This window comes from Bartonella rattimassiliensis 15908 (genome assembly GCF_000278215.1).
Lineage (GTDB): Bacteria > Pseudomonadota > Alphaproteobacteria > Rhizobiales > Rhizobiaceae > Bartonella > Bartonella rattimassiliensis.
The window spans coordinates 102,180-121,165 of record NZ_JH725068.1; the positions used below are offsets into that span (position 1 = coordinate 102,180).

Below are 18,986 nucleotides of genomic sequence, written 5' to 3' on the forward strand. Positions count from 1 at the left end.
CAAAACTTTTTTGAATACAAAGCAGTTCACCTGTCCGTTCTTAATCCATTGCCACGGTAAAAACATCTCGACCAATACAAATGATTGATACGTCTATACAAAAAATTAATCAGGAAAATAATCTGATCAAAGTTATCTCTGACCAATATTCACCCTATCGTGTCTTCACTGCACAACAATGGTCAGAATTCCGTGCCGACACACCTCTTACTTTGACTTTCGATGAAATTAAACGGTTACGCTCTATTGATGATCCTATTGACCTTGAAGAAGTCCAACGCATTTATCTTTCTTTATCCCGTCTGTTATCATGCCATGTTGAAGCAGTACAGGAACTTTTTCACAAACGTCAGCAGTTTCTCCATCAAAAAGAAACTCAAAAAACACCCTTTATTATTGGAATTGCTGGTTCTGTCGCAGTAGGAAAGTCAACCACCGCTCGCATTCTTCAAGAACTCCTGAAACGTTGGACATCTAGTCTGAAAGTCGATCTAATTACAACGGATGGTTTTCTCTATCCTAACGCGATCTTACAAAAAAAAAATCGTATGAATCGGAAGGGATTTCCTGATTCTTATGATATTAAAAAATTGTTGTGCTTTCTTTCTGCTATAAAAGCAGGCATTGGAAATGTCTGTGCCCCGCTTTACTCACATATGACCTATGATGTTCTAGAAAACCAGACAATTACCATTGACCGCCCCGATATTTTAATTGTTGAAGGTGTTAATGTATTACAGGTTAGTGATCTTCCTAAAGATGGCAAAGCCATTCCTTTCGTATCAGATTTTTTTGATTTTTCAATCTATGTTGATGCTGAAACAGAAGTCATTCGTCAGTGGTATTTGGAGCGCTTTAAGCGTTTGCGTAAAACAGCTTTTCAAAATCCTAAATCCTATTTTCATCGTTATGCCCTGCTCAATGAAAAAGAAGCCTCAAAAATTGCTGAGGATCTTTGGCAAACAATTAATTTAAAAAATTTACAAGAAAATATATTACCAACACGACCACGGTCGAATCTCATTCTACGAAAGGGAAAAAATCATTTAGTCGAGTATGTCGCACTTAGACGACTATAAGGATCTCATCACCATGCAGCACTACCACATTCATTTTACCTCAACGCGTATCGATAACAGTTGTCCTATTATCTTGGTAAATCAAAGAAGTTTGGCCAACTTATCACTTGATGCGTCAACAACAGCATGGATCAAGGTTAATGACTTTACTGGTAAAGCAGGACAAATACTCTTTGTTCCTCGCAAAACTGGACATTTGAAAAAAGTTTTATTTGGAATTGGCAATGGTAACGATCCCTTTATCACAGGACTGATTTCCCAAAAACTGCCTGCTGGTCAATGGCATTTAGAAGGTGAAACCTCTGATGAAATAAATACCTATCTTGGATTGGCATTCGGTAGCTATCAATTTAATCGCTATCATCAAAACTCTTCTTTCAAATCATTATCCATCCATGTCAATGAAGCCGTTGATCTTAATGAACTACAACGAATTTATGAAGCTGTCTTTTTCGTGCGTGATCTTATTAACATTCCAGCCAACGATATGAATCCTGATACTCTCGAAGAAGAAGCACGACAACTAGGAAAAATTTATGGTGCTCATATCCAAAGTATTTGTGGAGATGATCTCTTAACTCATAATTTCCCGATGATTCATGCCGTAGGGCGAGCAGGCAATACTGCACCACGGCTGATCGAGTTACTATGGGGACAAGAACATCATCCTAAAATAACGTTGGTGGGCAAAGGTGTAACTTTTGATACTGGAGGACTCGATATTAAATCTGCCAATAACATGTTACTTATGAAAAAAGACATGGGGGGTGGGGCAAACGTTTTGGGATTGGCTAAACTTATCATGGATGCAAAATTGCCCTTCCGTCTGAGGGTTTTGATTCCTGCCGTAGAAAATGCAATTTCTGCGAATGCTTACCGACCAGGTGATGTTCTCAAAAGTCGTAAAGGCTTAAGTGTTGAAGTGGGCAATACAGATGCTGAAGGGCGACTTGTCCTTGCTGATGCACTCGCTTATGGTGATGAAGAAAGTCCTCAATTTATGCTTTGCATGGCTACTTTAACGGGTGCAGCACGTATAGCATTAGGACCAGATCTTCCCGCATTTTATTGTAATGATTCAATATGGGCACAACAAATTTCTGAATCTTCTCTCGCTGTTTCCGATCCTCTTTGGCAAATGCCCCTTTGGAAACCTTACCAAGAGATGTTATCATCACCAATTGCTGACCTTAACAATGTAACTGGAAATAATTTTGCTGGCTCTATAACTGCTGCTTTATTTCTTAATTATTTTGTTGAAAAAGCTGAATATTTTGCGCATTTCGATCTTTACGGATGGGTTCCAAAAGAAAAACCAGGATACCCTAGTGGTGGATCAGCACAAACCATTCGTACCCTTTATAATATTTTTAAAAAGCAAAGTTTAACACAAAATATCCACAAAGATGGATAATTTTTTGGGTTGAAGGATAATTGCGATTTTCTTAAACTATATTCTTGGTTTTATGGGAAGATAAAAATCTCACCAGTGCAATTTTTATGAGTCTGTTTAAAGGTGAGAAGCCTAAAAATGGAAAGCAAAAAGATAATCTCTAAAGACTCTAGACTTCACGCAGTCAGAGATGATCTAGCAGATCAACGCCTTGAAACAGAAGTTACAGCTCAGCGCTTTGTTCAAGGTGAAAAAAAACGCGTTAATGCAGCGGTCGCTGGTCTTTTTAAAGAAAATAGTAAAAAAAGTGAAAGACAAACAGAATGTTTATTTGGAGAAGAACTTCTCATTTTTGAACAAGGAGAAGCGATATCGTGGGGGCAATCACTCAAAGATGGTTATGTTGGTTATATTGATACAACAGCTCTTTGTACATCAACCATAAAACAAACACATATAGTTTCAGTTCCACGCACATTTAAATATTTACGTGCTGACTTACGTGGACCGATAGAGTCCCCTTTATCTATGGGAAGCAAAGTCAGTGTTATTGATGAAATTGAAGTCCGTGATACAGTATATTCTATTCTTGAAAATGGAAAAGCAATCATTTCTAGCCATCTCAGCCCCATTGGACGCGTGTACGAAGATTATGTTACGGTTGCAGAAACCTTTATCCGTACCCCTTATCTTTGGGGTGGTGTCAGTGGTTTTGGAATTGATTGTTCGGGACTCATCCAACTCTCTATGATGATGACCGATCAAATAGTTTTACGTGACACCGATATGCAGCAAAAAACTATAGGCAAACTTCTCACAGACGCTGATAAACTTCAACGAGGCGATTTGATTTTTTGGAAAGATCATGTTGCTATTATGGTTAATCATGAAAATATTATTCATGCAAATGGCTTTTCTATGGATGTTATGATCGAGCCATTGGAAGAAGCAACTACGCGTATCGCTAAAGCAAGTCAATATCCCATCGCAAAACGTCGCCCAGTTTAGGGAATTTAATACATACCTCCTATAAAAAACAACTCATTGAATGTTTTTATTACATAAAATAATTGATTTATAAGGATAATTAGCCATCCTTCATCTTGAATCAGAAAATATTATAAGATTCTCTCATAATGAAGATTGCACAATTTCTTATATTTTTACCTCTTCCATTCTATCTAAAATCTAAAAGTTTCACAAAAAACTCTCATATTAATTTATACTTTTCATTTATACATTTAACTTAGATAGACTTTTCTTAACTTTCAGGACTATACTCCCCCCTAAGCACTCTTTTCTTCACGCTTTTTTTATATTTAATAGTTTATTAGCTGTATATTTTAATCATTTTAAAATTGTTTTTCAAATTACATATATTAGTATGTTATTGAATTTTCTTGATTAACAAAGAGCAATCACAAAATGCTTTCTTCTAAAGAATATTCTACAATCCCCCTATCATTGCTATCTCATGAAATAAATACCCCTGATATCTCTGAATACATCCAAACCCCTCTCCCAACATAATCGCAAAAAATATAATTCATTTTCTACCAACATTTTTATGCTTATGAAGTGTGTAAAGGCGCCCTTCTACACTTTGCTAATTCGTCAATATTGCGATAACCCTTAGCTGTTGGAGAGCATTCTTTTAGCACGCATTTTTTTTCTTAAATAGTTTTTTATCCGCATGTCTCTCCTCGCTTGAAACGTGTAAAAAACTAAAACGTGCAAGAAAATGTTTTTTATCGATTGGATATAAACAGATTTGAAATGGAAAAAATTTACGAGCTTGACTCTCTTATTCAACATAAAAATTACAAGCTATTATTATAAATCAATATATTGATTTATATTAAAACAATATTGCCTTCTTATAACCCATTAAAGAAGACGATTTTTTAGGACTTGAACCAATGGCTTATCAGCATCAGGCATCGGATATTTATCAAGATCACCAATAAAAACCCATGATAAGTCTTGCCCTTCTCGCCCTTGCGCAACACCCTCATAATGCTCACAGAGATACAATGGCATTAAGAGATGAAACGTTTCATAGCTATGACTTGCAAATGTTAAAGGATATAAATTATTTTGCTGAACATACACACCAAGCTCTTCTTCTAGCTCACGAATCAATGATATTTCTGGAGTTTCACCTTGCTCAACTTTTCCACCAGGGAACTCCCATAAACCAGCCAGCGACTTTCCTTCAGGACGCTTGGTAAGCAAAACACAATTATTTTGATCAAACAATGCGCACGCAACAACAAGAAGTACGGAATTTTTTATACACATATCACTCTCCAATTGGGATCATACAGATAACTATCTTCTCTTCACTGCTCCTAAAAGAGCTCACATACCTCTTTTTCTCTGAAAAATAATAAGCTGCTAAATATAATACATCCATTAACTTCTGTAATCACTGTTAATCATAACGTACTCTTTTGTTAAATCGCAAGACCAAACCGTCGCCCTACCATTACCCAAACCGATATCAACACGAATTGTGATGTGTTTACCTTGCATATAAGATCCTATTGTCTCTTCACAATACTCAGGATCTCGTTCACCATTCACTGCCACACGATGTTCACCAAACCAAATCGTCAACAGATCACGATCGACTTCAACACCGGCCTTCCCAACAGCCATAACAACCCGCCCCCAATTGGCATCTTCACCGGCAATAGCTGTTTTTATAAGCGGTGAATTTGCAATTGACAAAGCAATTGTTTTTGCATCATCATTTGTTGTAGCACCAATTACATTAACCTCAATTAAATGACGAGCACCTTCACCATCACAAACAATTTGTAATGCAAGCTCGTGCAAAAGTACACTCAAGTGCTTTGAGAACACTTCATAACGTGGATCTGTTTTGCATGTAATGCAAGGAAAATTTTCTTTTCCTGTCGCAAACATCATAAGAGTATCTGACGTTGAGGTATCGCTATCAACAGTAATTGAGTTGAAAGAGCTTTGAACCGCCTCTGATAATATAGATTGAAGTATATTCGAAGAAATTCCTGCATCACTTACAATAAAAGAGAGCATTGTTGCCATATCTGGTGCAATCATACCAGAACCTTTGGCAATCCCATTAATGGTAACAGTCTCTTCTCCGCAATCAAAAGTGCACGTAGCAAGTTTTGGAAATGTATCAGTTGTCATGATAGCCTTTGCAGCTTCCAACCAATTTTCTTCTTTTGCTCTCTCTGCCATACTTGGCAAAAGATTTATAATACCCGATGCATCCATTGGCTCACCAATAACACCTGTGGAAGCTATGAAAATTTCATTTTCTCTAACCTTTAAAGCTTTCGCTGCTGCATATATTATTTCACCTGTTGTATGCTTTCCTTTACTTCCTGTAAAAGCATTTGCATTTCCAGAATTTACAACAACACCTCTCGCAATCCCATGAGGAAGCGATGCACGACAATGCTCTACAGGGGAAGATGGACATTTTGAACGCGTAAAAACACCGGCCACACTCACAGGCTTATCGAATACAATCAAAAGAAGATCTGTACGATTTTTATATTTAATCCCCGCTTCAGCTGTTGCTATCCGTACACCCGATAATGGGGAAAGTTCTTGGATCTTTTGGGGCGACAAAGGAGATAATTTCAAAACCACAATATGCTTTCTATAAAAACAAAGAAAATAACGACAAATCAATAACCTCTCATAAAAAAACTGCTAAGCTTTTTGAACAAAACTAATTCCGCAAATTCTCTATTAAAGAGGCTATCCACTTATTTTTTCTAGCTATTCTGTATCTTCTTCATCGGATGTCTCATCGGGAAGCAGCGTTCCAGTTTGATTAAGCGATTCCATGGCTTTTGTAACATTAGGATCAGGATATTTCACATCCATCTTGCTACGTAAATCAACAATTAGTTCCTGATAGCGCTTTTTTATCATCTGTGTACGCAACATCTCTTTAACATCATCAAATGCAGGAGGTTGCTTTAAACGACGATCTTCTAATTTAATAATATGCCAACCAAAAGGACTTTCAACAGGTTGTTTCGTGTATTCGCCAACCTTCAAACTAAATGCTGCATCTTCAAAAGGCTTGACCATTTGACCATGGCTAAAATAGCCAAGATCACCTCCAACAGCAGCAGAGCCATCTGTTGAACTTTTCTTTGCAATCTCTTCAAAACTTTCGCCTTTATTTAAATGCTTAATAATAGCTTCTGCTTCTTTTTTCGTTTTGACCAAAATATGACGTGCTTTAACTTCATCCTCTTTAGGTAAAGCAGAAACTTCTTGCTTATAAAGGGCTTCCAAGTCAGTATCTGAGATTTGGTCAACAATCGTCTGTTTAAAATAAAGCTGTTGAAGAACGTTGTCACGCATGACTGCCATACGTTTATCGTAAGCTTCTGTCTTATCAATGCCCTTGCTTCTTGCGGCTTTTGCAAGTGCCTGCATATCCAAATAAGCTTTTAAAACCATAATACGGCGTTGTTCATCAGGAAAACGCGTTAAATTAGGATTTATTTCAAGTGCTAAATCATCTAATTGACCTGCTGTAATATTCTTTCCATCAATAACTGCCATAACATGAGAAGGAGAAATTGTTTTTTCAGAATCTTTCTCCAAAATCTTTAAATCATTCAACGGTGAATTCAAACTCTCTTGGGCTTTCACCCCTAAACTTGTACTTGCCAATAAAGTTGATACTAAAAACAGTGTAATAAAGTTGAATTTCATAAATATACTCCTTAAAAATGAAGGCAGGTTCAAGATTCCATTTTTTTACCATAACACTTTAGATTTTAAACAGAGAAATAAATTAGTAATTTGTTTTAAAAAATATAAAATCATCCTTTCATTTCCGTTTTTCAAACCCTATCTAATACAAGTGAAAAACATGATAATAGAGAAAAATGATATATTGTATCTTAAATTACTTTGTATTGTATCCGTTAAATAGCATATCTAAAGTTGACATAGTACACTTAGCCTCTTATCTCTATTTACAATTAAAGTGGGAAATTGCACACTAACAAGTATAATGGTACCATCTGCATTTTATGATACCTCTATGACATCAGAAAACTTAAAGAAAATAGAAAATGTAGAATATGAGAAGAGCATATGAACTACCCAACAAGAGTGACAACAATTAAAAGAAAGGACCAGAGATGGTCAATTTAAGTGTTTTTGCACGTAAATTTTTTGGTTCAGCTCATGAGAAACGTCTCAAAGTGCTCCGCCAGAAAGTTGCACAAATTAATGCTTTGGAGGAACAATTCGTAAAATTAAGCGATGAGCAGCTTTGCCAAAAAACAGATGCCTTTCGTAAACGTCTTCGTGAAGGTGAAAATGTTGATTTACTCTTACCAGAAGCTTTCGCAACTGTTCGTGAGGCAGCGAAACGTGTTTATAATATGCGCCCTTTTGACGTACAACTTATTGGTGGAATGGTCCTTCACGACTGTAGCATAGCTGAAATGCGTACCGGTGAAGGTAAAACGTTAATGGCAACTCTACCAATTTATCTCAATGCATTGGAAGGTAAAGGCGTTCATGTTGTGACGGTAAACGATTATCTTGCAAGTCGTGATGCTGAAACAATGGGAAAAATTTTTAGTTTTCTAGGACTTACAACAGGTGTGATTCTTCATGATCTTGATAGTGATGCCCGTCGAGAAGCCTATGCATGTGACATCACATATGCCACAAATAATGAACTAGGTTTTGATTACTTGCGTGATAATATGGCCTTTGATCATAGTCAAATGGTCCAACGTGGACATCATTATGCAATTGTCGATGAAGTAGATTCGATCCTCATTGATGAAGCCCGTACACCCCTTATTATTTCTGGTCCTCTAGAAGATCGTTCGGACTTCTATAACCTTATTGATACATTTATTCCTACCTTAACTTTAGAAGACTATGAAATAGATGAAAAACAAAAAACAACCACCTTTACAGAAGTTGGTACCGAAAAAATTGAAAAAATGCTCGAACAAGCTGGGTATCTTAAAGGTGAAAATCTTTATGACATAGAAAATGTTGCCATCGTTCATCATGTGAATAATGCTCTAAAAGCTCATAAACTGTTTATTCGCGATAAAGATTACATTGTTCGCAATGATGAAATCGTTATCATTGACGAATTTACAGGGCGAATGATGCCTGGACGGCGTTATTCTGAAGGACTTCATCAAGCATTAGAAGCTAAAGAGCATGTTACTATTCAACCAGAAAATCAGACACTTGCTTCAATCACTTTCCAAAATTACTTCCGTATGTATAGAAAATTGTCTGGAATGACTGGAACTGCAACAACAGAAGTAGAAGAATTTAGAAATATTTATGGTCTTGATGTTATCGAAGTCCCTACAAATTTACCAATACAGCGTCTTGATGAAGATGATGAAATTTATCGAACAGCAGAAGAGAAATATCGAGCAATTGTGCGCGATATCCGTCAAGCGCATGAAAAAAAACAGCCTATTCTTGTTGGAACAACTTCTATTGAAAAGTCAGAACAATTGGCAGAACGTTTGCGAAAAGAAGGCATTACCCGTTTTAGAGTCTTAAATGCTCGCTATCATGAGCAGGAAGCATACATCATTGCGCAAGCAGGCGTTCCTGGAGCTATCACCATCGCAACAAATATGGCGGGACGTGGTACAGATATACAGCTTGGTGGTAATTTTGAAATGCGTATCCGGCAAGAGTTACAAAATACCCCTGAAGGTCCAGAACGGACAGTTAAAATTGAAGAAATCAAAAAAGATGTCAAGCAGCTTAAAGAAAAAGCTTTAGCAGCTGGAGGACTTTACGTTATCGCTACTGAACGTCATGAAAGTCGTCGTATTGATAACCAGCTTCGTGGACGTTCTGGTCGCCAAGGTGATCCAGGTCGATCAAAATTCTTTCTCTCTCTTCAAGATGATCTTATGCGTATTTTCGGCTCCAATCGTATGGATGGTATGTTGCAAAAACTTGGATTAAAAGAAAATGAAGCTATTATCCATCCGTGGATTAACAAAGCTATTGAAAAAGCACAAAAAAAGGTCGAAGCAAGAAACTTTGAAATTCGTAAAAATTTGTTAAAATATGATGATGTCATGAATGATCAACGCAAGGTTATTTTTGAACAGCGTATGGAGGTCATGAACGCAAATGATTTAACAGAAATGATCCTTGAAATGCGCAATGAAGTTGTGGAAGATCTTGTAGAGACTTATATTCCCTCCGGGACATATTCTGAAAAATGGGATGTAAAAGCTCTCGAAGAAGAACTTCAACAACTCTTTAATCTTGAGCTTCCTGTGGCAGAATGGGCGAAAGAAGATGGAATTGCCGAAGAACAAATTTTAGAGCGTATCTTAAATGCTGTTATAAAACTTGAAAATGAGCGTAGTGAACGCTATTCGCCAGAGATTATGGCTTATTTTCACAAAGCAGTATTGCTCGAAACTATTGACACGCTGTGGCGTGAACATCTGGTAAATTTAGATCATTTGCGTTCCGTTGTTGGTTTTCGTGGTTATGCACAACGCGATCCACTCAATGAGTATAAGACAGAATCATTTGAACTCTTTCAAAGTATGTTGAGAAATTTGCGCAGAATTGTCACTTCTAAGCTTATGCGCTTTGAAATTATTCAACATTCTACAGAACCAACCATATCTGAAAAAACTAATAATAATTCAACTGTCTTTAATAATCAAAGTCAAAAAAACGGTTCTGCCTCATGGGCACTATCACAAGAAAATAGACTTGTTAATCCACAAGATCGTGACCCTAATGATATAACAACATGGGGAAAAGTTGGACGTAATGAGCGTTGTCCTTGCGGTTCAGAGAAAAAATATAAACACTGTCACGGAGCCTTTGTTTGAAAAGCAAACAATGAAAATGAATAAAAAGCGAAACTATGAGCAAGAATTGCGCACAGCTGGTTTAAGAGTAACGCGCCAACGGCGTATTATTCTTGATATTTTGACTGATACAAATGATCATCCCAATGCATTTGAAATTTTTCAGCGTGCAAACAAAATAGATTCAAGTATTTCACTCTCAACAGTTTATCGAACCATGAAAACATTAGAAGGAAATGGGACAATTCATCGACATACTTTTAGTGGTGGTCCATCTCGTTTTGAGCAAGCAGATGGGCAACATCATGATCATCTCATCGATATAGAAACAGGACAAGTTATCGAGTTTCATTCTGATATTATTGAAAAACTGCAAGAAGAAATTGCAAAATCCCTTGGCTATAAGATTGTTCATCATCGCCTTGAACTTTATGGAAAAAAAAAATCTTAAAGAGATGATTATATAGCATTAGATAAAATATCTCAGAAAAACTAGATTTTGTAAAAATTTGTCTTTAAAATATAATAGTTTTCATTGGCAAAAGAATTTTTCTGCTTTATTACCCTTTTTTTTCGCTATGCGATAATTTATTGCTAGTGTTATAACAAAACGTTATTGCAACAAAATATTTTAAAAAATTATATTATGAAAATTAGGCTACTATTATCATGGTTTCTTTGCCACAAGATCGTATGAAACAACTTGAAAAGCGCTTTGAAATAATTGAAAGCCAAATGACAACCAATCCAAATGCTGAAATATATGTGAAATTGGCTTCTGAATACGCAGAACTGCAACCAATTATTGCCTCTATACGCGCATTAAACGTTCTTTACAAAGAGATTTCAGAATTAGAAACGATTATTAACGATAAACAAACAGATATAGAGATGCGTAATCTTGCCCAAGAAGAGCTACCATCGTTATATAAAAAAGTAGAACAACTTGAAAAAGAACTCCAGATTCTGCTTTTGCCTAAAGATGTTGCTGATGAAAAAAGCGCTATTGTTGAAATTCGAGCAGGAACAGGTGGATCAGAAGCAGCACTTTTTTCTGGTGATCTGTTCCGCATGTATGAGCGTTATGCCCATGCTCATAATTGGAAAGTAGAAGTTATTTCAATCAGCGAAGGAGAAGTTGGCGGATATAAAGAAATTATTGCAACCATTTCAGGAAAAGGTGTCTTTTCTAAATTGAAATATGAATCAGGTGTCCATCGTGTGCAACGAATCCCCGAAACAGAGACCGGTGGACGTATCCATACATCTGCTTCTACCGTTGCAGTGCTTCCAGAAGCTGAAGAAATTGATATTGATATTCGTCCTGAAGATATTCGTATCGATACAATGCGTGCCTCTGGAGCAGGAGGACAGCATGTTAACACAACAGATTCAGCTGTTCGTATCACGCATATTCCAACAGGAATTATGGTTGTACAAGCAGAAAAATCACAACACCAAAACCGAGCACGGGCACTTCAAATTTTACGGGCACGCTTGTTTGACATTGAAAGACAAAAAGCGGAAAGTGAACGTTCCGCTTCTCGTAAAAGCCAAGTTGGTTCTGGTGATCGTTCAGAACGTATTCGTACCTATAATTTTCCACAAGGACGTGTCACGGATCATCGTATTAATCTGACTCTTTATAAGCTTGATCGAATTTTGGAAGGAGATCTTGATGAACTTATTCATGCACTCATTTCAGATCATCAAACAGCACTCTTGATGGAAATGGATAATAATTGAGCAAATATTCTTTCAAAAATGTCATCCAACGAACGCAAGAAAAATTACGCGCGAAAGGAATTGTGGAAGCCGATCTCGATGCAAAAATACTTATCGAATGGATAACAGGAATAAAGGCTGCTGAAAGAATTTATAAACCAGATATGCATCTGTCTTCTGAACACATTATACAAATAGAACAGGCTGTACAACGACGTCTTGTAGGCGAACCTGTCTATCGTATCATAGGAGCACGAGAATTTTATGGCATATCCTTTGCATTGTCTCAAGAGACGTTAGAACCCCGTCCTGATACAGAAACGCTAATCGATCTTGTTCTCCCTTTTCTCAAAAAACAGGTTGAAAATTCAAAAAAAACAACATTTCTTGATATGGGAACAGGAAGTGGCGCCATTGCCATTACTATTCTTAAACAAATTCCCCAATCCTATGCAGTGGCGGTCGATATTTCTGAAGATGCCCTTAAAACAGCTACAAAAAATGCAAAAAATGTTGAAGTAATACATCGCTTCACACCTCTTCTTAGCAATTGGTTTGATTCTGTCGCAGATCGCTTTGATTTTATCGTTTCCAACCCTCCCTATATTCCCGCAGAAGATATCAGAAAACTCGCAAAAGAAGTACGCTTGTATGATCCATTGCGCGCTCTAGTGGGTGGAAAAGACGGGCTTGATTTTTATCGAAAGCTTGCCCATGAAGCAGCCAACTACTTAAAAGAAAACAGCTATGTTGCTGTTGAAATCGGTTACTCTCAAGAAAAAAAAATCTGTGATTTGTTTGAAAAAAATGGCTTTCAATGTCTAGAAATGCGCAAAGACCTCAGTGGAATACCCCGCGCACTTCTGTTTTCACGGAAACATTAAAATTCCCAATCATCATCCGTAGTAGCAACCGCCTTTCCAATGACATAAGAAGAACCAGCTCCTGAAAAAAAATCATGATTTTCATCAGAGTTTGGTGATAAAGATGCCAAAATAGCGGGGTTAACATGACAAACCTCAGGTGGGAAAAGGGCTTCAAAACCCAAATTCATTAAAGCCTTATTTGCATTATAATGAAGAAAAATTTTAACATCTTCCGTCAATCCAAGTGCATCATAAAGATCTTCAGTATATTTGCACTCAATATTATAAAGGTCAAAGAGCAAATTAAAAGCAAAATCTTTCACTTCTTTCTTTTTGGCTTCATCAAGCTTTGCAAAGCCCAATTGGAATTTATAACCTATATAATAACCATGGACTGCTTCATCACGAATGATCAGTCGAATGAGATCTGCTGTATTGGTCAACTTAGCGCGACTAGCCCAATACATGGGCAAATAAAAACCAGAATAAAATAAAAAGCTTTCCAGTAAAGTAGAAGCAATTTTTTTCTTGAGTGGATCATTTGCTTCATAACGCTCAAGAACTAATCTAGCCTTTTTTTGCAAATGAATATTTTCTTCAGACCATCGAAATGCATCATCAACTTCTGCCGTTGAGCAAAGAGTTGAAAAAATAGAGGAATAAGAACGCGCATGAACCGCTTCCATGAACGCGATATTTGTTAAAACCGCTTCCTCATGCTCTGTTATTGCATCAGCTAGCAGTGAAATGGCTCCTACAGTATTTTGAATTGTATCTAGAAGCGTTAACCCTGTAAAAACACGAACTGTTAGCTTGCGTTCTTCTTCCGTTAAACTTGACCATGAAGGAATATCATTAGAAAGCGGAACTTTTTCAGGCAACCAAAAATTTCCAGTTAAGCGATTCCATACTTCAAGATCTTTCTCATCATGTAATCTATTCCAATTAACAGCGCACACAACAGGATTCTTGGTCGTAATCTTTGTCATATGATGATCTCCTATAAACTACACGAAACACAGCCATCTACTTCTGTTCCACGCAATGCTACTTGCCGCAATCGTACATAGTAAATACTCTTTATACCCTTTTTCCAAGCATAAATTTGTGCGCGATTAATATCACGTGTGGTAGCCGTATCCGGAAAAAATAATGTCAACGAAAGACCTTGATCAACATGCTGTGTTGCAACAGCATAGGTATCTATAATTTTTTCAGGGCCAATTTCATAAGCATCTTGGTAAAAATTCAAATTCGTATTATCCATATAAGGAGCAGGATAATAAACGCGCCCAATTTTTCCCTCTTTGCGAATTTCAATTTTTGAAGCAATTGGATGAATAGAAGAGGTAGCATGATTAATATAGGAAATAGATCCTGTGGGTGGCACAGCCTGTAGATTACGATTATACAGTCCGTATTTAACAACTAAATCCTTGAGTTCCTGCCAATCCTTTTGATCTGGAATAACGATATTGTTCCGCGCAAAAAGCTCTTGTACAAGCGAAAATTGCGGTTTCCATTCTTTTTCAATATATTTCTTGAAAAAACGTCCATCGGCATAAGCCGACTTTTCAAACCCTACAAACATTTCTTGACGTTCGCGCGCAATTAAATTGGAAGCACGTATGGCATGATATGTCACAATATAAAAATATATATTAGTAAAATCAATCGCTTCTGGAGACCCATAATAGATATGCTCACGTGCTAAAAAACCATGCAAATTCATTTGTCCCAAACCAATCGCATGACTTTCAGCATTACCTTTTGCAATAGAAGGCACACAAGCAATATTACTCATATCCGAAACTGCTGTAAGAGCACGAACAGCAGATTCCACAGTCTGTCCAAAATCAGGACTTTCCATTGCTTTAGCAATATTCATTGAACCAAGATTACAGGATATATCACTTCCAATCGTGCGATAGGTTAAATCCGTTTCCAGTTCACTTGCCTCACTAACCTGCAAAATTTCTGAACATAAATTACTCATACTTATACGCCCAGCAATCGGATTCGATCGATTAGCAATGTCTTCAAATAAAATATAGGGATAACCAGACTCAAACTGAATTTCTGCCAATGTCTGGAAAAAAACACGTGCACTTATTTTCTTTTTACGAATCTTTGCATTATCAACAAAAGAGCGATAATGCTCCGTTAAAGAAATATCACTAAAAGATTTGCCTGTCACACGCTCAATATCATAAGATGAGAAAAGATACATATCCTCATTATTTCGTGCAAGCTCAAAAGTAATATCAGGAATAACCACACCAAGCGAAAGCGTTTTGATTCTGACTTTTTCATCAGCATTTTCGCGCTTTGTATCCAAAAACTTCATAATATCTAAATGATGTGCATGCAAATAAACAGCTCCAGCTCCCTGGCGTGCCCCAAGCTGATTGGCATAAGAAAAAGAATCTTCCAAGAGTTTCATCACTGGTAAAACACCTGAGGATTGGTTTTCTATTTGCTTAATTGGCGCTCCAGCTTCCCGCAAATTTGTTAAACAAAGCGCTACACCTCCACCCCGTTTTGAAAGCTGCAAAGCCGAATTAACCGAACGACCTATTGATTCCATATTATCTTCAACACGTAGCAAAAAACACGAAACTAATTCACCACGTTGTTTTTTCCCAGCATTTAAAAATGTCGGCGTTGCAGGTTGAAAACGTCCTGTAATAATTTCATCCACAAAACTTTCAGCAAGCGCTTTATTCCCTTGTGCTAAATATAAAGCCACAAGACAAACACGATCTTCATAACGTTCAAGATAACGCTTTCCATCAAAAGTTTTTAACGTATAACTCGTATAGTACTTAAATGCGCCTAAAAAAGTAGGAAAGCGAAACTTAAAAGCATAAGCACGTTTAAAAAGCTTTTTAATAAAAGAAAAATCATAAAGCTCAAACAAAGCGTCTTCATAATAACCTTCTTCTATTAAGTAATCTATTTTTTCCTTCAGGTTATGAAAAAAAACCGTATTTTGATTAACATGCTGAAGAAAATATTGCCGCGCAGCAAGCCGGTCCATATCAAATTGAATATGACCATTTTCATCATAAAGATTAAGCATTGCATTTAGTGCATGATAATCGGTAATCTGACCTAACTTCTGCGACTGTTTTATATCAATTGTTTCCAAAATCTTCTCAATCCCTTTTTTACACAAATAATGTCTTCATCAGTTCCACGCAGCTCAAAACGATAAAGGCAAGGTACACAACATTTTTCAGCGATGATTTTACTTGCTAAATTATAATAGCGACCAAAATTACGATTCCCACCACCAATGACACCACGAATTAATTTGCGGTTCTCAGCTTCATTAAGAAAATGGATAACGGCTTTTGGGACCGCCCCTCTTCCTTCACCATCTGCATATGTCGAAACAACGAGGACATAAGGCTCACTAACCAATACAGAGGGTTTTCTTTTATCAATTTTGAAGAGTCGTTGACCAAGCTGCGAGACAAAATGTTCTGTATTACCTGTTGCACTGGAATAATAAACAAGAAGCCCCATTAAGCACAAAGACCACTAATCATATCTGGTCTAAAACCAGACCAATGATTTTCACCACAAACAACAACAGGAACCTGACGATACCCCAAAGATTGAACAAAACTGTATGCTTGTTCATCACGGGAAATATCAACAACTCGATAATGAATGCCTTTTGCATCAAAAGCGCGGCGTGTAGCATCACATTGAACACAAGATGGTTTGCTATAAATCGTGATTGACATTTTCTTCAACTTTCATAATTCCAAATAATCAACCCTAAAAGGTCAATCTAATAATTTGATAGGTACTTAAGAATAACAAACAACAGAAATTGTATACAAAATGGATGATTAATTTCAAGGAGCATACAACTTCCTGAACATAACAGAATTTCTCATCAAATAACTTAGACACTATGATGAGAATAAGCGATTATTCTACAACTTAAATGGCAAAGCTCCCCAGTTATAAAATAACCTTTTGCTTGCATTACAATTCCCTCCTACTGTCACGTTCTAAACCACCGTTTTTTAAAGAGTTCTGTTTCACTCTCTGTACGGCAAAAATTAATTACAAAAACGAAAGGAAATTCTTCCAAAAGAGACAATTCAGCAAGCACACGGTTATACCCTTGCTCAACAACCCTTTATATTTACATTATGGAAATAACTTAGATACCAAACGAAACACACTAACACCCTCTCTTGTGCTTATTTAGAATCACCAATCATTTTAATACTATATATAGTATATACTCTCTCTATTTCGTCAAGGATAATTCAAACATTATTTTGAATTTTCCACGATCTTCCCGCTAAAATATTTAGCATTTAAAATAAACGTAATAATATAACATTTTATTGACAAATGTTATATTATTACATAGTGTCCGAGGTGATTAATAACGATAGTATAAATTATGGATCTGCATTTCAATAAGATAACATTGGGCTACAGGAATAGAATAGCAATAAGAAGCTTTTCAGCAAAATTAAAAGCTGGTTCATTGGTAGCAATAATAGGTGAGAATGGTGCTGGAAAATCAACGCTGCTAAAAGCCATCGCTGGATTGATTAAACCTCTTAAAGGAAAAATTACAAAACCAAAAAAAAGCCGCATTGCTTATCTTGCTCAGCAATGTGATATAGATCCAACATTTCCAATTGATGTACAAACGCTTGTAAAAACAGGCCTGTGGTCTTTTTGTGGATTGTGGAAAAACCAACGCCCTTATGACTCTAAGATTCAGAATACACTTGAAATGGTTGGGCTCACAGAACTCGCCACCCATTCGCTTGAAACATTATCAAATGGGCAATTACAACGCGCTCTTTTTGCACGTATCATTATACAAGACGCTGACATCATTTTGCTTGATGAACCTTTCAATGGCGTAGATCGTAATACCCAAAAAGACCTTCTTACACTGATCACACACTGGCAACAACAAGGACGGACAGTTCTCACAGCACTCCACGATCCTTTCATCGTACAAGAATTTTTTCCCCAAATGATCCAAATTAATCAACAAAATGCCTTGTATGGACAAACAACGCTGTTTCTAGATAATACCATTCACCACATTATGCCCCCCTTTACATCCAATCTTTCGTGTATTAGCGCACAAAAGAGTCACCTTTTCACCAATGATTCTCTTTGTCTTAGGTTATAGTACGTGTATACATTTTTTCTTGCCCCCTTTGTTGATTTCCACTTTATGCAAAATGCTCTTATTGGTTCTATTCTTTTGTCTATTAGTGCTTGTCCCGTTGGTGTATTTTTGATGCTCCGTGGAATGAGTTTGACGGGAGATGCTATCTCTCATGCCATTCTTCCTGGTGTTGCAACTGCTTTTTTGATTTGCGGTTTCTCCCTTATATCTATGACTCTTGGCGGTATCTTCGCTGGCATCATCGTTGCTTTAGCAACCATTTTAATTTCACGAAATAGTTTTCAGAAAGAAGATGCATCAATGACCGTCTTTTATCTTATTGCACTCGCAGCAGGTGTGATTATTATCTCACTGAAAAACTCAACAATTGAGCTGCTTCATCTCTTATTCGGATCGGTTCTTGCACTTGATACGCAAACTCTTTGGTTGATCACCACCATAATGCTGATCACGCTGTGTTGCCTCGTTATTTTTTGGCGTGCACTCGTTTTAGAAAGCTTTGATCCGCTTTTTTTTAAATCACTTTCTCCATTAAGCAAATATATTCATATTTCATTACTTGGGCTTGTCGTGTTGAATCTGGTTGGAGGATTTCAATCATTAGGAACATTACTTTCCGTTGGTATTATGATGATTCCAGCTATTACAGCCCGTTTTTGGTTTTCACGGCTAGGACCTATTTGCGTGCTTTCCGCTCTTTTTGGAATCATTTCTAGCATATGTGGTCTCCTGCTTTCTTTTCATCTATCACTTCCCTCTGGCCCTGCTATCATCATTGCCGCAGGGTTTATTTATCTTGTTTCCTGCTTGATAAGTCCGCGCGGGTTTATTGTCACTTGGTTTCCCCACCTCTTTTATACCTCCTCATTTTAA

The 18,986-nt window shown here is 36.9% G+C and carries 16 protein-coding genes; 9 read left to right on the forward strand and 7 right to left on the reverse strand.

Features of this window, described 5'->3' with window-relative positions; all coding sequences use genetic code 11:
* Nucleotides 1–134 precede the first annotated feature (134 nt).
* From coaA to MCY_RS06980, 3 genes are all read left to right on the forward strand, one after another.
* Nucleotides 135–1,079, forward strand: a complete 945-nt coding sequence (gene coaA / locus MCY_RS06970) for a type I pantothenate kinase (protein WP_244427355.1) — start codon at nucleotides 135–137, stop codon at nucleotides 1,077–1,079.
* 13 nt (nucleotides 1,080–1,092) lie between these two features.
* Nucleotides 1,093–2,493 (forward strand): leucyl aminopeptidase family protein, encoded by a 1,401-nt coding sequence (locus tag MCY_RS06975; protein ID WP_007347666.1) that lies wholly within the window; start codon nucleotides 1,093–1,095, stop codon nucleotides 2,491–2,493.
* A 132-nt stretch (nucleotides 2,494–2,625) separates the two neighbouring features.
* Nucleotides 2,626–3,480 (forward strand): C40 family peptidase, encoded by an 855-nt coding sequence (locus MCY_RS06980; RefSeq protein WP_026088045.1) that lies wholly within the window; start codon nucleotides 2,626–2,628, stop codon nucleotides 3,478–3,480.
* Between the two features lie 879 nt (nucleotides 3,481–4,359).
* On the opposite strand, the gene mutT is transcribed toward MCY_RS06980, so the two are convergent.
* The 3 genes from mutT to MCY_RS06995 form a co-directional block, all read right to left on the reverse strand.
* Nucleotides 4,360–4,773 (reverse strand): 8-oxo-dGTP diphosphatase MutT, encoded by a 414-nt coding sequence (mutT, locus tag MCY_RS06985; RefSeq protein WP_007347668.1) that lies wholly within the window; start codon nucleotides 4,771–4,773, stop codon nucleotides 4,360–4,362.
* 114 nt (nucleotides 4,774–4,887) lie between these two features.
* Nucleotides 4,888–6,120: a bifunctional glutamate N-acetyltransferase/amino-acid acetyltransferase ArgJ gene (argJ, locus tag MCY_RS06990; protein WP_019224509.1), complete on the reverse strand. Its 1,233-nt coding sequence runs from the start codon at nucleotides 6,118–6,120 to the stop codon at nucleotides 4,888–4,890.
* A 132-nt stretch (nucleotides 6,121–6,252) separates the two neighbouring features.
* Nucleotides 6,253–7,206, reverse strand: coding sequence for a peptidylprolyl isomerase (locus MCY_RS06995; RefSeq protein ID WP_007347670.1), 954 nt, complete (start codon nucleotides 7,204–7,206; stop codon nucleotides 6,253–6,255).
* A gap of 434 nt (nucleotides 7,207–7,640) precedes the next feature.
* On the opposite strand from MCY_RS06995, the gene secA reads away from it, so the two are divergent.
* The 4 genes from secA (at nucleotide 7,641) to prmC (ending at nucleotide 12,946) form a co-directional block, all read left to right on the forward strand.
* Nucleotides 7,641–10,358: a preprotein translocase subunit SecA gene (gene secA, locus MCY_RS07005; protein WP_007347671.1), complete on the forward strand. Its 2,718-nt coding sequence runs from the start codon at nucleotides 7,641–7,643 to the stop codon at nucleotides 10,356–10,358.
* Nucleotides 10,297–10,788 carry a Fur family transcriptional regulator gene (locus MCY_RS07010; RefSeq protein WP_007347672.1) on the forward strand — a complete coding sequence of 164 codons (492 nt, stop codon included), beginning with the start codon at nucleotides 10,297–10,299 and terminating at the stop codon, nucleotides 10,786–10,788. The genes secA and MCY_RS07010 overlap by 62 nt, the downstream gene beginning before the upstream one ends.
* 218 nt (nucleotides 10,789–11,006) lie before the next feature.
* Complete coding sequence (gene prfA / locus MCY_RS07015; RefSeq protein WP_007347673.1) at nucleotides 11,007–12,083, forward strand: peptide chain release factor 1; 1,077 nt, start codon at nucleotides 11,007–11,009, stop codon at nucleotides 12,081–12,083.
* A complete protein-coding gene (gene prmC, locus MCY_RS07020) occupies nucleotides 12,080–12,946 on the forward strand; it encodes a peptide chain release factor N(5)-glutamine methyltransferase (RefSeq protein WP_007347674.1) in 867 nt (288 codons plus the stop codon). The genes prfA and prmC overlap by 4 nt, the downstream gene beginning before the upstream one ends.
* On the opposite strand, the gene nrdF is transcribed toward prmC, so the two are convergent.
* Genes nrdF through nrdH form a run of 4 tightly spaced genes read right to left on the reverse strand, consistent with a single transcriptional unit; the run spans nucleotide 12,943 to nucleotide 16,683 of the window.
* Nucleotides 12,943–13,917, reverse strand: coding sequence for a class 1b ribonucleoside-diphosphate reductase subunit beta (gene nrdF / locus MCY_RS07025; RefSeq protein WP_007347675.1), 975 nt, complete (start codon nucleotides 13,915–13,917; stop codon nucleotides 12,943–12,945). The two genes, prmC and nrdF, sit on opposite strands and share 4 nt — an antisense overlap.
* Nucleotides 13,918–13,928: 11 nt before the next feature.
* Nucleotides 13,929–16,079 carry a class 1b ribonucleoside-diphosphate reductase subunit alpha gene (gene nrdE / locus MCY_RS07030; RefSeq protein WP_007347676.1) on the reverse strand — a complete coding sequence of 717 codons (2,151 nt, stop codon included), beginning with the start codon at nucleotides 16,077–16,079 and terminating at the stop codon, nucleotides 13,929–13,931.
* Nucleotides 16,061–16,459 carry a class Ib ribonucleoside-diphosphate reductase assembly flavoprotein NrdI gene (nrdI, locus tag MCY_RS07035; protein WP_007347677.1) on the reverse strand — a complete coding sequence of 133 codons (399 nt, stop codon included), beginning with the start codon at nucleotides 16,457–16,459 and terminating at the stop codon, nucleotides 16,061–16,063. The genes nrdE and nrdI overlap by 19 nt, the downstream gene beginning before the upstream one ends.
* Nucleotides 16,459–16,683 carry a glutaredoxin-like protein NrdH gene (gene nrdH, locus MCY_RS07040; RefSeq protein WP_007347678.1) on the reverse strand — a complete coding sequence of 75 codons (225 nt, stop codon included), beginning with the start codon at nucleotides 16,681–16,683 and terminating at the stop codon, nucleotides 16,459–16,461. The genes nrdI and nrdH overlap by 1 nt, the downstream gene beginning before the upstream one ends.
* Nucleotides 16,684–17,360: 677 nt before the next feature.
* On the opposite strand from nrdH, the gene MCY_RS07045 reads away from it, so the two are divergent.
* The gene (locus MCY_RS07045; RefSeq protein WP_007347679.1) at nucleotides 17,361–18,113 is read left to right on the forward strand and encodes an ABC transporter ATP-binding protein; all 753 of its coding nucleotides are present in this window, start codon (nucleotides 17,361–17,363) and stop codon (nucleotides 18,111–18,113) included.
* A gap of 3 nt (nucleotides 18,114–18,116) precedes the next feature.
* Nucleotides 18,117–18,986 (forward strand): metal ABC transporter permease, encoded by an 870-nt coding sequence (locus MCY_RS07050; RefSeq protein WP_007347680.1) that lies wholly within the window; start codon nucleotides 18,117–18,119, stop codon nucleotides 18,984–18,986.

Excerpts from the sequence above, each read along its gene's own strand:
- MCY_RS07010 (WP_007347672.1), top strand. The coding sequence starts at position 10,297 with ATGAGCGTTGTCCTTGCGGTTCAGAGAAAAAATATAAACACTGTCACG.
- secA (WP_007347671.1), top strand. The coding sequence starts at position 7,641 with ATGGTCAATTTAAGTGTTTTTGCACGTAAATTTTTTGGTTCAGCTCAT.
- MCY_RS07045 (WP_007347679.1), top strand. The coding sequence starts at position 17,361 with ATGGATCTGCATTTCAATAAGATAACATTGGGCTACAGGAATAGAATA.
- nrdF (WP_007347675.1), bottom strand. The coding sequence starts at position 13,917 with ATGACAAAGATTACGACCAAGAATCCTGTTGTGTGCGCTGTTAATTGG.
- prfA (WP_007347673.1), top strand. The coding sequence starts at position 11,007 with ATGGTTTCTTTGCCACAAGATCGTATGAAACAACTTGAAAAGCGCTTT.
- nrdH (WP_007347678.1), bottom strand. The coding sequence starts at position 16,683 with ATGTCAATCACGATTTATAGCAAACCATCTTGTGTTCAATGTGATGCT.
- MCY_RS06995 (WP_007347670.1), bottom strand. The coding sequence starts at position 7,206 with ATGAAATTCAACTTTATTACACTGTTTTTAGTATCAACTTTATTGGCA.
- mutT (WP_007347668.1), bottom strand. The coding sequence starts at position 4,773 with ATGTGTATAAAAAATTCCGTACTTCTTGTTGTTGCGTGCGCATTGTTT.
- nrdI (WP_007347677.1), bottom strand. The coding sequence starts at position 16,459 with ATGGGGCTTCTTGTTTATTATTCCAGTGCAACAGGTAATACAGAACAT.
- MCY_RS06975 (WP_007347666.1), top strand. The coding sequence starts at position 1,093 with ATGCAGCACTACCACATTCATTTTACCTCAACGCGTATCGATAACAGT.